Origin of the sequence: Aquidulcibacter paucihalophilus (genome assembly GCA_030285985.1) — a bacterium.
GTDB lineage: Bacteria > Pseudomonadota > Alphaproteobacteria > Caulobacterales > Caulobacteraceae > Brevundimonas.
The window spans coordinates 754546-772784 of record CP127384.1; the positions used below are offsets into that span (position 1 = coordinate 754546).

Annotated in this window: 15 protein-coding genes; 11 read left to right on the forward strand and 4 right to left on the reverse strand. The window is 68.9% G+C overall.

The window, feature by feature from the left end; genetic code table 11:
- Positions 1-61: 61 nt before the first annotated feature.
- The 4 genes from KB221_03680 to KB221_03695 all read left to right on the forward strand — a co-directional run bounded on the left by KB221_03680 (position 62) and on the right by KB221_03695 (position 7046).
- Entirely contained in the window at positions 62-1153 is a 1092-nt protein-coding gene (locus KB221_03680; GenBank protein WIY70858.1) for a Glu/Leu/Phe/Val dehydrogenase, read from the forward strand.
- Positions 1154-1228: 75 nt separating this feature from the next.
- The gene (locus KB221_03685; protein ID WIY70132.1) at positions 1229-3283 is read left to right on the forward strand and encodes a response regulator; all 2055 of its coding nucleotides are present in this window, start codon (positions 1229-1231) and stop codon (positions 3281-3283) included.
- Between the two features lie 78 nt (positions 3284-3361).
- Positions 3362-5182 (forward strand): DUF885 family protein, encoded by a 1821-nt coding sequence (locus tag KB221_03690; protein ID WIY70133.1) that lies wholly within the window; start codon positions 3362-3364, stop codon positions 5180-5182.
- A gap of 70 nt (positions 5183-5252) precedes the next feature.
- Positions 5253-7046 (forward strand): DUF885 family protein, encoded by a 1794-nt coding sequence (locus KB221_03695; protein WIY70134.1) that lies wholly within the window; start codon positions 5253-5255, stop codon positions 7044-7046.
- Here the strand turns inward: KB221_03695 and KB221_03700 are convergent.
- A complete protein-coding gene (locus KB221_03700; GenBank protein WIY70135.1) occupies positions 7033-7953 on the reverse strand; it encodes a LysR substrate-binding domain-containing protein in 921 nt (306 codons plus the stop codon). The genes KB221_03695 and KB221_03700 overlap by 14 nt on opposite strands.
- Positions 7954-8052: 99 nt before the next feature.
- On the opposite strand from KB221_03700, the gene KB221_03705 reads away from it, so the two are divergent.
- The 4 genes from KB221_03705 (at position 8053) to KB221_03720 (ending at position 11496) form a co-directional block, all read left to right on the forward strand.
- The gene (locus KB221_03705; GenBank protein ID WIY70136.1) at positions 8053-8211 is read left to right on the forward strand and encodes a hypothetical protein; all 159 of its coding nucleotides are present in this window, start codon (positions 8053-8055) and stop codon (positions 8209-8211) included.
- Between the two features lie 526 nt (positions 8212-8737).
- Positions 8738-10417: a DUF885 family protein gene (locus tag KB221_03710; protein WIY70137.1), complete on the forward strand. Its 1680-nt coding sequence runs from the start codon at positions 8738-8740 to the stop codon at positions 10415-10417.
- Positions 10418-10488: 71 nt separating this feature from the next.
- On the forward strand, positions 10489-10800 hold the full coding sequence (locus KB221_03715) for a serine hydrolase (protein ID WIY70138.1): 312 nt from the start codon (positions 10489-10491) through the stop codon (positions 10798-10800).
- Between the two features lie 36 nt (positions 10801-10836).
- Entirely contained in the window at positions 10837-11496 is a 660-nt protein-coding gene (locus tag KB221_03720; protein ID WIY70139.1) for a hypothetical protein, read from the forward strand.
- Here the strand turns inward: KB221_03720 and KB221_03725 are convergent.
- Together KB221_03725 and KB221_03730 are read right to left on the reverse strand one after the other, a co-directional pair.
- Positions 11489-12397 (reverse strand): NAD(P)/FAD-dependent oxidoreductase, encoded by a 909-nt coding sequence (locus KB221_03725; protein ID WIY70140.1) that lies wholly within the window; start codon positions 12395-12397, stop codon positions 11489-11491. The genes KB221_03720 and KB221_03725 overlap by 8 nt on opposite strands.
- Before the next feature lie 36 nt (positions 12398-12433).
- Positions 12434-12712, reverse strand: a complete 279-nt coding sequence (locus KB221_03730) for a hypothetical protein (protein WIY70141.1) — start codon at positions 12710-12712, stop codon at positions 12434-12436.
- Between the two features lie 55 nt (positions 12713-12767).
- Here KB221_03730 and KB221_03735 point away from each other — a divergent pair, with 55 nt between their 5' ends.
- The 3 genes from KB221_03735 to KB221_03745 all read left to right on the forward strand — a co-directional run bounded on the left by KB221_03735 (position 12768) and on the right by KB221_03745 (position 15476).
- On the forward strand, positions 12768-13985 hold the full coding sequence (locus KB221_03735; GenBank protein WIY70142.1) for an NADP-dependent isocitrate dehydrogenase: 1218 nt from the start codon (positions 12768-12770) through the stop codon (positions 13983-13985).
- Positions 13986-14154: 169 nt separating this feature from the next.
- Entirely contained in the window at positions 14155-14838 is a 684-nt protein-coding gene (locus KB221_03740; GenBank protein WIY70143.1) for a DUF2939 domain-containing protein, read from the forward strand.
- A 77-nt stretch (positions 14839-14915) separates the two neighbouring features.
- Positions 14916-15476, forward strand: coding sequence for a DUF2939 domain-containing protein (locus tag KB221_03745; protein ID WIY70144.1), 561 nt, complete (start codon positions 14916-14918; stop codon positions 15474-15476).
- On the opposite strand, the gene alaS is transcribed toward KB221_03745, so the two are convergent.
- Positions 15473-18139 (reverse strand): alanine--tRNA ligase, encoded by a 2667-nt coding sequence (gene alaS / locus KB221_03750; GenBank protein ID WIY70145.1) that lies wholly within the window; start codon positions 18137-18139, stop codon positions 15473-15475. The genes KB221_03745 and alaS overlap by 4 nt on opposite strands.
- Positions 18140-18239 lie beyond the last annotated feature (100 nt).

Genomic DNA, 18239 nt, shown 5'->3' on the forward strand with positions numbered 1-18239 from the left:
TAAGCGTCCCGGCGTATCAGCCGCCGAAATAAAAAATACCCCGGGAGACGCCCAAGTGAGCATGACGCTGTTTGATTCCCCGTCCTTCGCGAACCACGAAGGCGTGCACGCGGTCTTTGATGAAAAGACCGGCCTCCGCGCCATTATCGCTGTTCACTCATCCGCGCGCGGCCCGGCCTGCGGCGGCACCCGGATGTGGAACTATGCGTCCAGCGCCGAGGCGCTCGAGGACGTTCTGCGTCTGTCGCGGGGCATGAGCTACAAGAACGCCGTGGCGGACCTGGAAATGGGCGGCGGCAAGTCGGTCATCATCGGCGACAGCCGTACCCAGAAGACCCCCGAGCTGTTCCGCGCCTTCGGCCGCGCCGTCGATACCCTGGGCGGCCTCTACTATGCGGCGGAAGATGTGGGGGTGTCGGTTTCCGACATCGCCGAGGCCCGCAAGGTCACCCCCTATGTGCTGGGTCTGAACGAAGGCCCCGAGGCCTCGGGCGATCCCAGCCCCGTCACCGCCGAGGGCGTCTTCCGCTCGACGCTTCTGGCCGCAAAACGCCTGTGGAAGCAGGACGACCTGACCGGGCTGACCGTCTCGGTCCAGGGCATCGGCCATGTCGGCGGCTATCTGGCCGACAAGCTGTATTCGGCCGGCGCCAAGCTTATCATGACCGACGTCAACACGGCCCTGCTGGCCGAGGTCGCCGCCCGGACGCAGGCCGAGATCGTGGCGCCCGACGCCATCTATGACGTCAAGGCCGACATCTATGCGCCCTGCGCCCTCGGCGCGACGCTGAACCCGCAGACCCTGGACCGGCTGACGGTCAAGGCCGTCGTCGGCGCCGCCAACAACCAGCTGGCCACGCCCGACATCGGCCAGATGCTGTTCGAGCGCGGCGTGCTCTACGCCCCTGATTATGTCGTCAACGGCGGCGGCATCATCAATGTCGCCTCCGAGCTGCGCGCCCGCCAGAGCGGCGGCGCCTATGACGCGGCCTGGGTCGAGACCAAGCTGTCGCGCCTGATGGACACGCTGGAAGAGGTGCTGGAGCGTTCGGTGGCCGAAAAACGCCCGACGCACGAGATCGCCGACGCCATTGCCGAAGCCCGCATCAACGCCGCCCGCGACCTGAAGGCGGAACAGCGCAAGGCCGCCTGACGCGCGGATTCGCGCGCCAGGCGCATACGGAACACTATGGCGCATGCTTCCCGTGCTGATTCGGGCTGAGGCGCCATGACCGCAACCGCCGTGACCTCCTCCAGGGGCCGTCCCTTCGACCCGCTGCTGATCGTGATGGCGGTCGGCTTTGTGGTCGCCGTCGGAGCCCTGGCCTATCCGGCGTTCCGCGCCGATCCGACCAGTGCGCCCGGTCTGGTGCTGATCTTCACCGTCGGGGCCGTGGCCCTGATCGGCCTGTTCGCCTTCGCGCGCGGCGAGTCCCGCAAGCCCCTCGGCGACGCGACGGTCGAGTTGCTCGACGCCATGGCCGAGCCGGCGGCGCTGGTCTGGTCCACCGGACAGGTGCTGGCCTTCAACGGCGCATGGGCCGAGGCCAACGGGGCCACGGTCGCCCTGCCGAAAGGCAAGTCCGCCTCCGCCCTCTATATGGCCTTTGCCCAGGCACGCGCCGGTGAGCAGGGGCGCGCCATCGTGGTCATCGGCGACCGCGAGCAGGAAGTCCTGATCGGCCAGGCCGGGGAGGGACGGTTCCTCGTCCGCGCCGCGCCCGAGGCCGTGCTGCCCGTCGGGACCGCCGTCTCGCCGCGCCACGCCGCGACATCGAACGCCGCCGAGAGCCGTGCCATGGCCGCGGGCGCGCCCTTCGGTTCGGCGGTGATCGCCGCCGAGGACCTGTTCTCCGGCAAGGTGGACGAGCCTAACGCCGCCCTGTCCGTGCTGACCGGCCCTGCCGCGGCCCGCGACGCCGCCTTCGGCCACCTGTTCGACCCGGCCGGCGTGGCCGAGGCGCGGTTGAAGCTGGACGGCGGCTCGTCCGGCCCGATCGAACTGGTCGCGCGGGCGCATCCCGACCGGATGCTGCACCTCTATGTCGCCCCCGAGGGAGATCGCCGCCGCATCTGGCTGTTCGACGTCTCGGCCCAGAAGTCGATGGAGCTGCAGCTGTCGCAGGCCCAGAAGATGCAGGCCGTGGGCCAGCTGGCCGGCGGCGTGGCGCACGACTTTAACAACCTGCTGACCGCCATCCAGCTGCAGCTCTCGGGCCTGCTGGAGCGGCATCCGGTCGGCGATCCCTCCTATGAGGGGCTCAACGAGATCCGCCAGACCGCCATCCGCGCCGCCGACCTGGTGCGCAAGCTGCTGGCCTTCTCGCGCAAGTCGACCGTGCGGCGCGAGCGGCTGGATCTGGGCGAACTGGTCGGGGAGTTTGCCGTCCTGCTGCGCCGCCTGCTGCGCGAGGATGTGCGGCTGGAGACCGATTACGGCCGCGACCTGCCGGTGGTCCTGGCCGACAAGAGCCAGCTGGAGACGGCGGTGATGAACCTCGCCGTCAATGCCCGCGACGCGATGCGCGGCGTGGTCGAACCGGGTGCCGGCGTCGTCACCATCCGCACCGCTCGCCTGACCGCCGAGGAGGCCCGTCTGCTGGGCTGGAGCGCCGCTCCCACCGCCACCGTCGCCCTGATCGAGGTCGCCGACAGCGGGCCGGGCGTACCGCCGGAACTGCTCGACAAGATTTTCGAACCCTTCTTCACCACCAAGGCGGTGAACGAAGGCACGGGCATGGGGCTGGCCACGGTCTACGGCATCGTCGAACAGGCCGGCGGCCACATCAATGTCTCGAACGCGGTCGGCGGCGGCGCGGTGTTCCGCATCTTCCTGCCCGAGGCGGCCGAGGCCGAACTGGCGGCGGTTCCGGTGATCGAAAAGGTCGCCAAGGCCCCGCGCGACCTGTCCGGCGCGGGCCGGATCCTGTTCGTAGAGGACGAGGCCGCCGTGCGCGGCATCGCCGCCCGGCTGCTGCGTCAGCGTGGCTATGAGGTGATCGAGGCCGAGGACGGCGAACAGGCGCTGGAACTGGCGGAACAGCACGCCGGGACCATCGACATGATGATCTCGGACGTCATCATGCCCGGCCTCGACGGCCCGGCCCTGCTCAAGAAGGCCCGCCAATATCTCGGCGACGCCCCCGTCCTGTTCATCTCCGGCTATGCCGAAAGCGACTTCTCCGACCTGCTGCAGGACGAGGTCGGCGTCTCCTTCCTGCCCAAGCCGCTGGACATCAAGACCCTCGCCGAACGCGTGAAGCAGGAGCTCCACGCCGGCTGACGGGGCTGACAGAACCGTAACTTGCCAATCCGCAGAGGGCGCCATCCTGTGGCCCCTCGCGCCATCGGAGCTGAAGTCATGATCAATCGTCGCCGCCTTATGTTCACCGCCGCCGCCGGCGCGGGTCTCGCGGCTTGCGGCCAGGCCCTGGCGCAGACGCCCGCGGCGGCCGCCTCGGCTTCCGCCGCCCTGACCGCCCTGATGGGTGCGATCGTCCAGTCGTTCCTGCTGGAGTCCCCCGAGACCCTGACTTCGCTGGGCATGGACAAGGGGCCGATGGCGGCGATGAAGTCGCGCCTCGACGACCGGTCGCAGGCCAAGATCGATGCCGATCGCGTGGTCTTCCACGGCCAGATGGACCAGCTCAGGGCCATTGACCGGGCGGCGCTGCCGCAGACCGAAGGGGTCTATTACGACGCCCTGCGCTTCTTCGGCGAGACCCAGATCATGGGCGAACGGTTCCCGTACGGGAACGGCGCGCCCTATACGATCTCGCAGCTGACCGGCTCCTACCAGAGCCTGCCGGACTTCCTCGACACCCAGCACGCCATCGAAACCGCCGAGGACGCGGAGGCCTATCTGTCGCGCATCGCGGCCTTCCCCACCGCGCTGGATCAGGAAACGGCGCGCATGCAGGCCGATTTTGCTGCCGGGGCCGTCCCGCCCGACTTCATCATCGACAAGACCCTGCTTCAGCTCGCCAACCTCTATGAGACCCCGGCGGACCGGATGGTCCTGACGACCTCCATCGCGCGTCGTGCGGGCGAGAAGAACCTCGCCGGCGACTGGGGTGCCCGCGCACAGCGGATTGTCGAGGGCGAGGTCTATCCGGCCCTGCGCCGTCAGGCCGACGCCATGCGCGCCCGTCGCGCTGCCGCGAGCCATGACGCGGGTGTCTGGCGTCTGCCGGACGGCGAGGCCTATTACGACTGGGGCATTCGCAGCTACACCACCTCGACCCTGTCGGGTGCCGAGATCCACGATCTGGGCCTGCAACAGGTGGCCGAGCTTTCGGCCCGCGCCGACGGGCTGCTGAAGGCGCAAGGGTTGACCCAGGGCACTGTCGGCGAGCGCATTTCCGCCCTCGGCAAGGATCCTTCGCAGCTCTATCCGAACACCGACGCGGGCAAGGAACAGCTGCTGGCGGACCTCAACGCCCAGATGGCCGATATGGCGACCCGCCTGCCGCAGTATTTCGGCCGCATCCCCGCCGCGCCTGTCGAAATCCGGCGGGTGCCGACCTTCATCGAGGCGGGCGCGCCCGGCGGCTACTACAACTCCCCGGCGCTCGATGGATCGCGGCCCGGTGCCTACTACATCAACCTGCGCGACACCGCCGAATGGCCGCGGATGCAGCTGCCGACCCTGACCTATCACGAGGCGTCGCCGGGCCATCACCACCAGATCGCCCTGCAGCAGGAACAGCCGGGTCGGCCCCTGCTGATGCAGGTCCTGGGCTTCTCGGCCTATTCCGAGGGCTGGGCCCTGTATTCGGAACAGCTGGCGGACGAGATGGGCGTCTATGAGAACAATCCGATCGGCCAGATCGGCTATCTGCAGTCGCTGCTGTTCCGCGCCACCCGTCTGGTCGCCGACTCCGGCCTGCACCACAAACGCTGGAGCCGCGAACAGACCATCCGCTACATGGTCGATACCTTGGGCGACTCCGAAACCGCGGTCACCACCGAGGTCGAACGCTACTGCGTCTGGCCCGGCCAGGCGTCCAGCTACAAGGTCGGCCACAACAAATGGGTCGAGCTGCGTGCCCGCGCCCAGGCCGCGCTCGGCGACCGGTTCGACATCAGGGCCTTCCATGATGCGGGCATGAATGCGGGCGGCGTGCCCCTGACCGTGCTCGACAAGATCATGACCGACTGGATCGCGGCCCAGCGGGCCTGACCACGACATGATACGCCCGGCCCCGCCTGCGCGGGGCCCGGAGCCGGACCTTGCTGCCAGAGGATATTCGATGATCGACCGCCGCCGCCTGATGCTGTCCTCCGCCGGCCTCGGCCTGATGGCTGCTCTACCCGCCGCCGCACAGGCCCCGGCCATGTCCCCGGCAGACGCGCGGCTCGACGCCATGCTGACGCGCTGGTTCGAGGAGAATGTCGACCTCTCGCCGGAGTATGCGACCAACCTCGGCCTCGACCGGGGTGCCCGCGCGGCGTTGTCGGGTCAGCTGCGCCAGGCCGGGATCGCGGACGCCGAGGCGGACCGCGTCCGCGCCCGCGCCCGCTGGGCCGAGATCCGGACGGTGTCGGACGAGGGCCTGTCGGATCAGGCCAAGGTATCGCTGGCCGTCTATCGGTTCACGGCGGAGGGCGCGGCCCGGGCCGCGGACATCCCCTATGGCGGCGGCATCGGCCCCTATGTCGTGACCCAACGGTCGGGGGCCTATTTCTCGGTCCCGGACTTCATGGCCAACCAGCACCGGGTCGAGACCGAGGCCGATGCAGCGGCCTTCATCGCGCGGCTGTCCGCCTTCGCCACCGTGCTGGATCAGGAAAGCGAGCGGATTGCGGCCGATGCCGCCCTCGGCGTCATGCTGCCGTCCTTCCTGATGGACAAGACCCTGACCCAGCTGCGGACGCTGCGGGATACGCCGGCCTATGACATGGCCATGCTTCAGGCGCTGATCCGCAAGACGGACGAGCGGAACATGGGCGGCGACTGGGGTGCCCAGGCCGCCAGCGTGATCGACGCCGAGATCAAGCCGGCCCTGTCCCGGCAGATCGCGGTCTTCGAGGCCCAGCGGCCGCATGCGACCGAAGACGCCGGGGCGTGGAAACTGCCCCAGGGCGACACCGTCTATGCGCTCGCCCTGCGCGCCTTCACCACCACCGACTACAGCGCCCAGGACATCCACGACATCGGCCTGCAACAGGTCGCCGCCATCCAGGCCGAGATCGATACGATCCTGAAGGGGATGGGCATGACCGAGGGCTCGGTCGGCGCGCGCATCAAGACCCTCAGCGAGGACCCGCAGCACCTGTGGCCGAATACGGACGAGGCCAAGGTCGAACTGATCGGCTCGCTGAACCGGCAGATGGCCGAACTGGAGCCGATGCTGCCGCGGGTGTTCAACACCCTGCCGGGCGCGAAGGTCGAGATCCGCCGCGTGCCGCCCTCGATCGAACTGGGCGCGCCGGGCGGCTACTACCAGGCGGCCTCGCTGGATGGGACGCGGCCGGGCGCCTATTACATCAACCTGTCGAACACGGCGAACTGGCCCAAATGGGGTCTGCCGACCCTGACCTATCACGAGGCGATTCCGGGCCACCATTTCCAGATCACTGTCGCGCGCGAGGCCGGCAGCCTGCCGATCTACCGCCGCGTCGCGGGCAACTCCGCCTTCAACGAGGGCTGGGCCCTCTATGCCGAGCGTGTCGCCGCCGACGATCTGGATGTCTATGCCGGCAACCCGCTGGGTCGCGTCGGCTACCTGCAATCCTATCTGTTCCGCGCGGTCCGGCTGGTGGTCGATACCGGCCTGCACCACAAGCGCTGGAGCCGCGATCAGGCCATCCGCTACATGATCGAGGAATGCGGCGAACCGCCGGAGTCGGCCGAGAAGGAAATCGACCGCTACTGCGTCTCGATCGGCCAGGCCTGTTCCTACAAGCTGGGCCAGACGGTCATCGCCCGGTTGCGGGCCGAGGCGGAGGCGCGTCCGGGCTTCGACCTCAAGGCCTTCCACGATCGCGTGCTGCTGAACGGCTCCGTGCCGCTGGCGGTGCTGGAAGGCCTCATGCGGGCCTGATCGCCCGCGCCTCCACGATCGTCGGATCGGCATCGGCCTGGGCCGCCAGCCACTCGCGGAAGCGCGCGATCTTGGGCGAGCGCCGCCGGCCCTCGGGCCAGACCAGATAGTAGCCGGTGTGGAAAGACACCGTCTGGGTGAAGGGTCGCACCAGCAGGCCGTTGCGAAGCTCGCGCGCGAACAGGATGGGCGATGCGAGGGCGACGCCCTGGTCGCCGAGCGCCGCGGCGACTTCCAGCACCTGATAGTCGGCGGTCAGCCGGCTCATGGGCTGGGTCCCGCCGCTGACGCCCGCCGCCGCGAACCATGCGGCCCATTCCTTCTCCATGCCGATGCGCGGCGCATCCAGCAGGTCGGCGGGCTCCGCCAGCTTCAACCGCTCGGCCATGGCGGGGCTGCACACGGGGGTGAAGACGCTGGGCATGAGCTGCTGGCTCTCCATGCCCGGCCAGTCGCCCGAGCCCGAGCGGATGCCGATGTCGAACCCCTCACGCGACAGGTCGAGCAGGTTGGGGTTGGTGTCCAGCCGCACCGCCAGGCCCGGATTGGCGACCTGGAATCCGCCCAGACGGGGTGCCAGCCACTGGGCCGCGAGGGAGGCGAGGGTGGTGATCGACAGGATGTGCTCGTCGGCCTCGGTCAGGTCGCTGACGGCCCGCCGCAACAGGGTCATGGCTTCGGTCGCGGCCCGCGACAGGCGTTCGCCGCCCTCGGTCGGCTGGACCTCGCGGGGCAGGCGTCGGAACAGGCTCTGGCCGAGCCGGCCCTCCAGCGCCTTGATCTGCCAGCTGACGGCGGCCTGGGTCATGCCCAGCTCTTCAGCCGCGCGGGTGAAGCTCTTCAGGCGGGCGGCAGCCTCGAACACCCGGATGGAGGCGAGGGGGATGCCAGCGAGAGGATCAGCCATAAGGTACCCTTGTGATTTGAGCCGATCATCTGGTTTGTCGGCCCGTCCCGTCAAGCCTAGATATCGGGCCTCACAGCAACACCAACACAGGAGGTCGTGATGGAAAACATGCACGGCGCCCACAGGGAAGATTCGTCGGGCTGGCTCAGCGCCATTGCCGGTGTAGCGGCCCGCATCAAGCGCCGGCCCGTGGTCCGGTCGCGCGGACTGGTGGTCACGCCCTGGAGTGGACGGTCGCCCGCCGGCTGGTCCGCCTGACAATTTCCCGAAACCCCGTACGTGGAGGCCCCGATGGAAGAACTGCACCACACCCATAAGGAAACCCCATGGGGATGGGCTGAGGTCCTGAAGGACTGGCGGCGTAGCCGGACGCGGCAGCGTCTGCGGACACCGCCGCGCACGGTGGCACCCCGCAGCCGCTGACGGCTGCCTGAATCCGGTCCGTCGCAGGAGACCACCCTTCCCCCGCCCGTGACCGTCGGCCCCCCCGGGTCGTGGCCCGAACCTCGGAGCCTCCTGCTCCCGGGGTTCGGGTCGAGCCGTGTCCGGGCCCTCCGCAGCGGCTTGTCAGGTCGGGCCCCCCGCGCGAGTGTGCGGGCCTCGATCCCGGGGAACAGACATGCTCAGCCGCCGCCGCCTTCTGACTTCCGCCGCCGGCGGACTAGGCCTCCTTGCGCTCCCCGCCCTTGCCAGGGCCGGAGTCCTTCCGGGACAGGACGATGTCCGCTCCCGGGCGCGCACCCTGTACGACCTCATGTTCGAGGGGGTTCTGGAAGCCTCCCCCATGGGAGCCACAAGCCTGGGGCTGGATACCGCCGAGCACGCGGGGCTCAAGGCCAGGCTCGACAGCCGGAGCTATGCCGACCGTCTGAACATCTTCAAGCCGATGGTCGAGGCGCGTCCCGCGCTGGCGGCCATCAATGCCTCCGGCCTGACCGGCCGTGACCGGTCCGACTACGACAGCGTGGTCTGGATGGCTGACCGATCGGCTGAGATCGCCGCCTTCCCGTTCGGGGGCGTGGACAGCTACGGCTACCCCTGTCCCTATGTGGTCAGCCAGTTGACCGGCCTGTACCAGGCGGTCCCCGACTTCCTCGACAGTCAGCATTCCGTGGCCACGGCGGCCGACGCCGAGGCCTATCTCTCGCGGCTCGAGAGCTTCGCCGAGGGGATGAACCACGAGACCGACCGTGCGGCCAGGGACGCGGCGGACCACGGCGTGATCCCGCCCGACTTTGTGCTCAACAAGGCCCTGACCCAGCTTCGCGCCCTGCGCCGCGACACGGGCGAGAGTGCCGGCCTCGTCCGGTCCCTGGTCCGCAAGACGACGGAGGCCGGGATCGCCGGAGACTGGGCGCGCCGCGCGACGGCGCTCGTCGACGGCCCGGTCGCCGCCGCCCTCGATCGTCAGATCGCGCAGCTGGAGCGCCAGCTCCCGAATGCGGCGCATGACGCGGGCATCGGTGCCCGTCCGCACGGCGAGGCGTATTACAACCTCTGCCTCCGGTTCCAGACCTCGACGGGCCTGACCCCGGCCGAGGCGCATCAGGTGGGACTGGAACAGGTTGCCCGGATCCAGGCCCTGGCCGATCCGCTGCTGCGCCAGCGCGGCTATACCGAGGGCTCGGTCGGGGCGCGGCTGACCGCCTTCGGCCGGGAGCCGGAGTATCTCTATGCGAACACCGATGATGGCCGGGCCGCGCTGCTGGCCGATCTCAATCGTCAGGTTGCGGCGATCGAGGCGCGTCTGCCGCAGATGTTCGACCGCCTGCCGCGGGCGCGGGTCGAGGTGCGCCGGGTGCCGCCGTCCATCGAGCTGGGCGCGCCGCGCGGCTACGCCCAGGGGCCGTCGCTGGATGGCTCGCGGCCGGGCGCCTACTACATCAATCTCGTCGACACGCAGATCTGGCCGCGCTGGGCGCTGCCGACGCTGACCTATCACGAGAGCCTGCCGGGCCATCACCTTCAGGGCGCGCTGGCGCTGGAGGCGACGGATACGCCGCTGCTGCTCAAGTCGATGGGCTTCAACGCCTATGGCGAGGGCTGGGGCCTGTATGCCGAGCAGCTGGCCGACGAGCTGGGCATGTATGACGACTTCCCGGAAGGACGGTTGGGTTACCACCAGTCGTTCCTGTACCGGGCCGCACGGATCGTCATCGACACGGGCATCCACGCCATGGGCTGGAGCCGTGAACAGGCCATCCGCTACATGATCGAGACGGTCGGCCTGGCGCCGACAGCCGCCGAGAGCGAGATCGAACGCTACTGCGTCTGGCCGGGGCAGGCCTGCGGCTACAAGATCGGCCACACCGAGATTGACCGCCTCCGAACCGTTGCCCGCGAGCGCACCGGCGACCGGTTCGACATCAAGAGCTTCCACGCGGCGGTGCTCGACGGCGGGGCCATGCCGCTGGAGGTACTCGGCCGGGTCGTTGATCAGTGGGCGGCGGCGCGACTGGCCTGACCCCGTCGGCTCTGGCGACGGATGGGCCGGCCTCCGGTCGTTTGATCCCTGAAGCGGTGATGGAGCGGGCCATGCAGATCGACAGGCGCAGCGTTCTGGCAGGAGCGGCGGCGCTGGTCGCCGCACCGGCGAGCGGCCGGGCCCAATCTCCTGACTATAGCGCGGCGGCGGCCTACTCCGCCGGGCGACGCGGGGTCTCCTTGCTGGTGATGCAGGGTGGTCGGGTTCTGTTCGAGGACTATCCCCGGTCCAGCGCCGGCGCGACTCATGAACTGGCCAGCGGGACCAAGAGTTTCTGCGGAATCCTGGCCGCTGCCATGGTGCAGGACGGTCTTCTGTCCCTCGACGAACCCTGTGCGGACACCCTCGGCGAATGGCGTTAAGACCCGGTCAGGCGAGGGGCGACCATCCGGACCCTGTTGAGCCTGTCGTCCGGCGTCGGCGGAGTTTCGATCGGACGGCCGGGGACCTATGCCGCCTCGGTCGCCCAGCCCTTCGCCGGCGCACCCGGTGTCTTCCGCTACGGGCCCGCGCCCTTTCAGGTGTTCGGCGAGATCGTGCGCCGGAAGCTCTCGGCGTCGGGGCGGCCCGACGACGTCCTGACCTTTATGGAGGAGCGGCTGCTGGGTCCCGCCGGCGTGTCCCACGGGCCCTGGCGGCGGCAGGCCGGTCAACCCAACATGCCGTCGGGCGCGCAGTTCGACGCCCGCAACTGGGCCCGCTTCGGGGCCTTTGTGCAGGGGAGATGTCGGGTCAACGGTCAGGCGATTGTGGACCCGGCGGCGCTGGCCGACTGCTTCCGCCCGACCCCCGCCAATCCCGGCTACGGCCTGACCTGGTGGTTGCTGCGTCCGGGTCTGGTCCCGCCGAGCCCCCGTTCGCCCATCGATTCCTCGGTCTCCGCCCTCGCGGGCCTGCCGACGGTGAATATGGCGGCCGGCGCGGGCGATCAGCGCCTGTACCTGATCCCGGATCGTGATCTGGTCATCGTGCGTCAGGCGGACGGCATTCTCGCGAGGCTGGCCGGCGGCGGCACGGACTGGTCGGATGCGGCCTTCCTGCGGCTGGTGCTCAGCTGACGGTCCAGCCGTCCGCCTCGCGCAGGGCGTTGTGGATGGCGGTGGCCGCCACCGCCGCCTCCGCCGAGGCCACGGCGATCTGGTTCAGGCCGCGCACGACGTCGCCGGCGGCATAGAGACCCTTCACGCTTGTGGCCTGTTGCGGATCCACGAACAGCCGGCCGTCCTCGCCAATCCGGGCGTCCAGCGCCCGCGCCAGCGTCGCGTTGGCCGAGGTCCCGAGGGCCGAATAGACCAGATCGAACGTTCGGGAGACGCCGCCCCAGCCGAGCGCCGTCACCCGGTCACCTTCCAGCTGGACGTTGTCGATCGGCGCGCGGATCAGCTCGATCCCCAACCGCGCCAGCTCGTCCTGTCTGGTCAGGGTTTCCGGCGAACCGGTGTGGATCAGGGTGACGCGATCGGAATAGGTGCGCAGGAAGGCGGCTTCGCGGACGCCCTTGTCGTCGTCGCCGATCACCGCCACCGCCTTGTCGATCGCTTCAAAGCCGTCGCAGATCGGACAGATGCGGACCAGCGACCGCTCAATCGCCCGTTCGACGCCCGGCAGGTCGGGATGATGGTCGATGACGCCCGTGGCCAGCAGGACGGCCCGTACCTTGACCTCACGGCCGTTGAGCCGGGCGATGAAGCCGTCGCCGTCGTGCGTCAGGCGCTCGACGCGCCCAGCCTCGATGACCGCGCCGTACTCCGTCGCCTGATCCGTCATCCGCTTCAGGATGGCTTCGCCGGTGATCCCCTGTGGAAAGCCGGGCATGTTGTGGCTCACCGGGATCCAGCAGGCGCGTGGCGCGCCACCATTGGCCACCAGCACCCGCCGCCGGAACCGGGCCAGATAGGTCGCCGCTGTCAGGCCTGCCGGCCCCGCGCCGACGATCAGGACTTCGGGATCGTCGCTCATCGGTGCCAAGGTCACTTCCCGTCCAGGCGGAGGCAATCAGTCAGGGCCGGTCGCGGGCGTTCGCGCCCTTTTCGCGGTCTCCGCATCGTCCAGCACCCGCCGCATGAGCGCCGCGTCGATCAGCACCGGCGCTTCGCAAAAGGCGAGGATCCAGCGCTGAACCAGCTTGCTCGTTTCACTATCCAAAAGAGATGTCCCCACACATGGTTCCGGACACTCGAACAGCCCTGTGGCCGGTCGGTTCACCTTCACCTTGGGCGACTTTTTCGGGGCAGGGTTAACCTGCACGCCGCCGCCCTTTGCACCGGCCCCCATGCCCCGCTATACCGCCCGCCACATTCCCCATTCCCAAGCAGAGGCGCGAACCCGCATGACCAGGATCAAGGTCGCCAATCCCATCGTGGACATCGACGGCGACGAGATGACCCGCATCATCTGGCAGTGGATCAAGGACAAGCTGGTCCACCCCTTCCTGGACGTCGAACTCGACTACTATGACCTGTCGATGGAGAACCGCGACGCCACCGACGACAAGGTCACGGTGGATGCGGCCCATGCCATCCAGAAGCATGGCGTCGGCGTCAAATGCGCCACCATCACCCCCGACGAGGCCCGCGTGGCCGAGTTCGGCCTGAAGAAGATGTGGAAGTCGCCGAACGGCACGATCCGCAACATCCTCGGCGGCGTGGTCTTCCGCGAGCCGATCATCTGCTCGAACGTGCCGCGTCTGGTGCCGGGCTGGACCCAGCCCATCGTCGTCGGCCGTCACGCCTTCGGCGACCAGTACAAGGCCACCGACTTCCTCGTCCCCGGCCCCGGCAAGCTGATGATAACCTTCACCGGCGACGACGGTCAGGTCATCGAGCACGAGGTGTTCCAGTTCCCGTCGGCCGGTGTGGCCATGGGGATGTACAACCTCGATGACTCGATCACCGAGTTCGCCCGCGCCAGCTTCGCCTTCGGTCTGGGCCGCAATTTCCCGGTCTATCTGTCGACCAAGAACACCATCCTGAAAGCCTATGACGGCCGCTTCAAGGACATCTTCCAGGACGTCTTCGACAAGGAATTCGCCGACCAGTTCAAGGCGGCGGGCCTGACCTATGAGCACCGTCTGATCGACGACATGGTGGCCGCGGCGATCAAGTGGTCGGGCGGTTTCGTCTGGGCGTGCAAGAACTACGACGGCGACGTCCAGTCCGACGTGGTGGCGCAGGGCTTCGGCTCGCTGGGCCTGATGACCTCCGTGCTGATGACCCCGGACGGCAAGATCCTCGAGTCGGAAGCCGCCCACGGCACGGTCACCCGCCACTACCGTCAGCACCAGAAGGGCGAGGCGACCTCGACCAACTCCATCGCCTCGATCTACGCCTGGACGCGCGGCTTCTCGCACCGCGCCAAGCTGGACGGTAACGCCGAGCTGGCGACCTTCGCCGAGACCCTGGAACGGGTCGTCGTCGATACCGTCGAGGCCGGCTTCATGACCAAGGACCTGGCGCTCCTGGTCGGCGACCAGCAGGGCTGGCTGACCACCGAGGGCTTCCTCGACAAGGTCGCCGAGAACCTGACCGTCGCGATGGGCAAGTCGTAGGCGCTACCGCTCGCCCCGCGGCAAACAGGACCGCGTCGGGTCGGGAAGGCGGAGCCTTCTGACCGCGGCCCCTAAAAGTGAGGCCCGCCGGATTCGCGTCCGGCGGGCCTTTCATTTGAGCCTGTCGCGCGTTCGTGCATTGATGTTCTGTCACGAGGGAAAGACGGTCTTGAACGCGCCATCCGACGACCCCCATCAGCCGGTCTGGGCCCGGAACCAGAAGCGTCGACGCGACGGCGGGGGGCTGCTCGGCAGGCTGCTCGGCTTCATCGTCCTGACGTCGGCCCTCATCTTCTTCGCCGCGCCCGCGGTCGCCTTCTTCGGCATCCGTTCGGCGGCCGAGGCCAGCGACGTCGCCAGTCTGACGCAGCTGATCGACTACCCCGCCGTGCGCCAGTCCCTGAGGCCCCAGCTTGACGGCAATCCGGCGGCGTCCGCCCCCGCGCCGACGTTCATGGAAGACCCCATCGGTGCCGTTCGACGCCAGATCGAACAGGCGACGGCGCCGCGCACCCCGGATGTCGACGCCTATCTGACCCCCGCCGCCCTCGCGGCCCTGACCCGGGGTGAGGGACGCTACGCCTCGCAGCATGTCGACGGCGGCCTGCCGTCGCCTGACAATACCAACACCGTTGGTCCGATACCGAAGCCGGTCTACTGGAGCATCAACCGGGCCCGGATGAGCGTCGCCGACGAGGGCGGGTCCGAAACGGTGTTCACCTTCGAACGCAAGGGGCCGTTCGAGTGGAAGCTGGTCCATGTTGGCCTGCCCGACGGTGTCGCGCCGGTGCCGGCACCTGTGACAGCGCCGCCGGTTCCGATGGTCGGCAAGAGCGGAGCGCGAGGCGGCTGACGGTGGCCCCCCTTGGCGGCCCTCCGCGACTCGGGCAACCGTAGCGGCAAGGAGGCGTTACGACGCCAGAGGGTTGCATGAAGAAGTCACTGATTGTCGGCGTCGCCGCCGGGGCGCTGGTCCTGTTCGGAATCGCCTGGGCCGCTTCGCCTGTGCTTGCGGCACAGGCCCTGATCCGGGCGGCCAAGGCCGGCGATGAAGCGAAGATCGAGAAGCTGGTCGACTTCCCGTCGCTGCGGGAAAGCCTGAAGGCCGAGCTCAATGCCGAACTGATGGCACGGATGAGCCGCGACCCGCGCGTGGCCGACAGCGGCCTTGGCGGTCTCGGCATGATGCTGGCGCCGATGATCCTGTCCGGGGCGGTCGATGCGGTGGTCACGCCGCAGGTGGTCGCCCACATGGTCACCACGGCCGAGGCCCCCGATCCCACGCGCCGCCCCGCGCCCGAACCGGCCGGGGACGAGGCCGATGGCAACGACATCCATCAGGCCTGGGGCTATCGCAGCCTTGACGAATTCGCCGTCACCCTGACCGACCGGGACCAGCCGGACGACCACCTGGCCCTGATCCTTGAGCGCCGCGGCCTGTTCGACTGGAAGCTGGCGGCGGTGGACCTGCAGACGGGCCCGGCCGCCTAGCCGGCCAGCGCGGTCCGCACAGCGGCCAGACCCTCTTCCGCCTTCGACCCGTCGGGCGCGCCGCCCTGGGCGAAGTCCGGCTTGCCGCCGGCGCCCTGGCCGCCCATGGCGATCACGGCGACGCGGGCGAGGTCGGCCGCATTGACCTTTCCGGCCATGTCCGAGGTCACGGCGACGGTGATGGCCGCCTTGCCTTCGGTCACGCCGATCAGGGCCACGACGCCCGAGCCGACCTGTTTGCGGAAGTCCTCGGCCACGCCGCGCAGACCCTTGCCGTCGACGCCGTCGAGGACGCGGGCGATCAGTTTGACGCCGTTGATTTCCTCGGGCGCGGTGTTGGCGGAGCCGCCGCCACCACCGAGGGCCAGCTGCTTCTTCAGCTCAGCAACCTGTTTCTCGAGCGCGCGGCGGTCGGCGGTCAGGGTCTCGACGCGAGCGGTGACGTCGGCGACCTGGACCTTGAAGCCCTGGGCCAGCGACTTCGCCACGCCGGCCTGGGCCAGCAGGAACTGACGGGCGGCTTCGCCGGTCAGGGCCTCGATGCGGCGCACGCCGGCGGCGATGCCTGTCTCCGACACGATCTTGAACAGGGCGATGTCGCCGGTGCGGGCGACGTGGGTGCCGCCGCACAGTTCGACCGAATAGGGCTTGTCGGCCTGGGCGAGGTCGCGACCCAGCGTCAGGACGCGGACCTCGTCGCCGTATTTCTCGCCGAACAGGGCGACGGCGCCCGCGGCGATGGCCTCCTGCGGGCCCATCATCTTCGTCTCGGCGGGCAGGTTCTGGCGGATGACGGCATTCACCTCATCCTCCATCCGGGCCAGTTCGTCCTCGGTGACGGGGGCGTTGTGGCTGAAGTCGAAACGGAGGCGTTCGGCATCGACCATCTGGCCCTTCTGGGCGACGTGGCCGCCGAGGACATTGGCCAGGGCCTTGTGCAGCAGGTGGGCGGCGGAGTGGTTGGCGCGGGTGGTCAGGCGGGCCTGGGCGCTGGAGCGCAGCTGCGCCCGGGCACCGATGGCGAGTGTGCCCGAGGTCACCTCGATGCGGTGGGCAAACAGGTCGCCGGCGTGCTTCTGGACGTCGAGAACCGTGGCCGAGCCCTGCTGGCCCGAGGCGTCGGTCCATTCGATCTCGCCCTTGTCGCCGGCCTGGCCGCCGCCTTCGCCGTAGAAGGGGGTCTGGTCGAACAGGATTTCGGCGGTCTGGCCGGCCGACAGGTCATCGACGGAGGCACCGTCGCGCACGATGGCGAGGACCTCGCCCGACCCGTCGACGGCGTCATAGCCGGTGAAGACGGTGGGGCCGAGGCGGTCGCGCAGGGCCAGCCATTCGCCGGTCGAGGCGGTCTGGCCCGAGCCGGTCCAGTGCTCGCGGCTACGGGCCTTCTGCTCGTTCATGGCGGCGTCGAAGGCGTCGGTGTCGACGGTGAAGCCGCGGCGGCGGGCCTCGTCCTGGGTCAGGTCGAGCGGGAAGCCGTAGGTGTCATAGAGGGTGAAGGCCGTCTGGCCGGACAGCACGCCGCCCTCGCCGAGGTCGCGCGAGGCGTCCTCGAGCAGCCCCATGCCGCGGCCGAGGGTGGTGCGGAAGCGGATCTCTTCCTGTTTCAGCGTGTCCTCGACGAAGGCCTGGGCACGTTTCAGCTCGGGGAAGGCCTCGCCCATTTCGGAGACGAGGGTCGGCACCAGCCGGTGCATCAGCGGATCCGCGGCGCCCAGCAGGTGTGCGTGGCGCATGGCGCGGCGCATGATGCGGCGCAGGACGTAGCCGCGGCCCTCGTTCGACGGGGTCACGCCGTCCGCGATCAGGAAGGACGAGCTGCGCAGGTGGTCGGCGATTACCCGGTGGCTGGCCGCCATGGTGCCGTTCGGGTCGGTCGCGGTGGCATCGGCAGAGGCCGCGATCAGGGTCTGGAACAGGTCGGTGTCGAACACCGAGTTCTTGCCCTGCAGCACCGAGGCGATCCGCTCCAGGCCCATGCCGGTGTCGACGCTGGGCTTGGGAAGGGAGCGGACGATCTCGTCATTCTCCTTCTCGAACTGCATGAAGACGTTGTTCCAGATCTCAACGAACCGGTCGCCGTCCTCATCGGGCGAACCGGGAGGGCCGCCGGGGACGTGGTCGCCGTAGTCCCAGAAGATCTCGGTACAGGGCCCGCAGGGGCCGTTGTCGCCCATGGCCCAGAAATTGTCGGAGCCGGCGATGCGGATGATCTTGTCGTCGCCGAAGCCGGTGACCTTCTTCCAGATCGCCGCGGCCTCATCGTCATCGATATAGACGGTGACCAGAAGGCGTTTGGCGTCGAGGCCGAAATCCTTGGTGACCAGGTTCCAGGCGCGATCGATCGCGTGTTCCTTGAAATAGTCGCCGAACGAGAAATTCCCCAGCATCTCGAAGAAGGTCAGGTGCCGGGCGGTGTAGCCGACATTGTCCAGATCGTTGTGCTTGCCGCCGGCGCGGACGCATTTCTGCGAGCTGGTGGCGCGCGGGTAGGGCGGTGTCGAGGCGCCGGTGAAATAGTCCTTGAACGGCACCATCCCCGCGTTGACGAACAGCAGGGTGGGGTCGTTCTGCGGCACCAGCGGCGCGGAGTGGACCTTCTCGTGCCCATCGGCGGCGAAATAGTCGAGGAAGGTCGAGCGGATCTGTTTGAGGCTGGACATGACGGTGCGCGTTCGGTCGAGGGGAGAAACGGGGAACGCGCGTCATATAGGGGTTTCAGCGCCAATGCATCACCTGCCCGTGATCCCAGGGGAACGGGTG

Bases quoted from the DNA above. Each gene is read 5' to 3' on its own strand.
- KB221_03680 (WIY70858.1), top strand. From the start codon at position 62: ATGACGCTGTTTGATTCCCCGTCCTTCGCGAACCACGAAGGCGTGCAC.
- KB221_03685 (WIY70132.1), top strand. From the start codon at position 1,229: ATGACCGCAACCGCCGTGACCTCCTCCAGGGGCCGTCCCTTCGACCCG.
- KB221_03690 (WIY70133.1), top strand. From the start codon at position 3,362: ATGATCAATCGTCGCCGCCTTATGTTCACCGCCGCCGCCGGCGCGGGT.
- KB221_03695 (WIY70134.1), top strand. From the start codon at position 5,253: ATGATCGACCGCCGCCGCCTGATGCTGTCCTCCGCCGGCCTCGGCCTG.
- KB221_03700 (WIY70135.1), bottom strand. From the start codon at position 7,953: ATGGCTGATCCTCTCGCTGGCATCCCCCTCGCCTCCATCCGGGTGTTC.
- KB221_03705 (WIY70136.1), top strand. From the start codon at position 8,053: ATGGAAAACATGCACGGCGCCCACAGGGAAGATTCGTCGGGCTGGCTC.
- KB221_03710 (WIY70137.1), top strand. From the start codon at position 8,738: ATGGGAGCCACAAGCCTGGGGCTGGATACCGCCGAGCACGCGGGGCTC.
- KB221_03715 (WIY70138.1), top strand. From the start codon at position 10,489: ATGCAGATCGACAGGCGCAGCGTTCTGGCAGGAGCGGCGGCGCTGGTC.
- KB221_03725 (WIY70140.1), bottom strand. From the start codon at position 12,397: ATGAGCGACGATCCCGAAGTCCTGATCGTCGGCGCGGGGCCGGCAGGC.
- KB221_03730 (WIY70141.1), bottom strand. From the start codon at position 12,712: ATGGGGGCCGGTGCAAAGGGCGGCGGCGTGCAGGTTAACCCTGCCCCG.
- KB221_03735 (WIY70142.1), top strand. From the start codon at position 12,768: ATGACCAGGATCAAGGTCGCCAATCCCATCGTGGACATCGACGGCGAC.
- KB221_03745 (WIY70144.1), top strand. From the start codon at position 14,916: ATGAAGAAGTCACTGATTGTCGGCGTCGCCGCCGGGGCGCTGGTCCTG.
- alaS (WIY70145.1), bottom strand. From the start codon at position 18,139: ATGTCCAGCCTCAAACAGATCCGCTCGACCTTCCTCGACTATTTCGCC.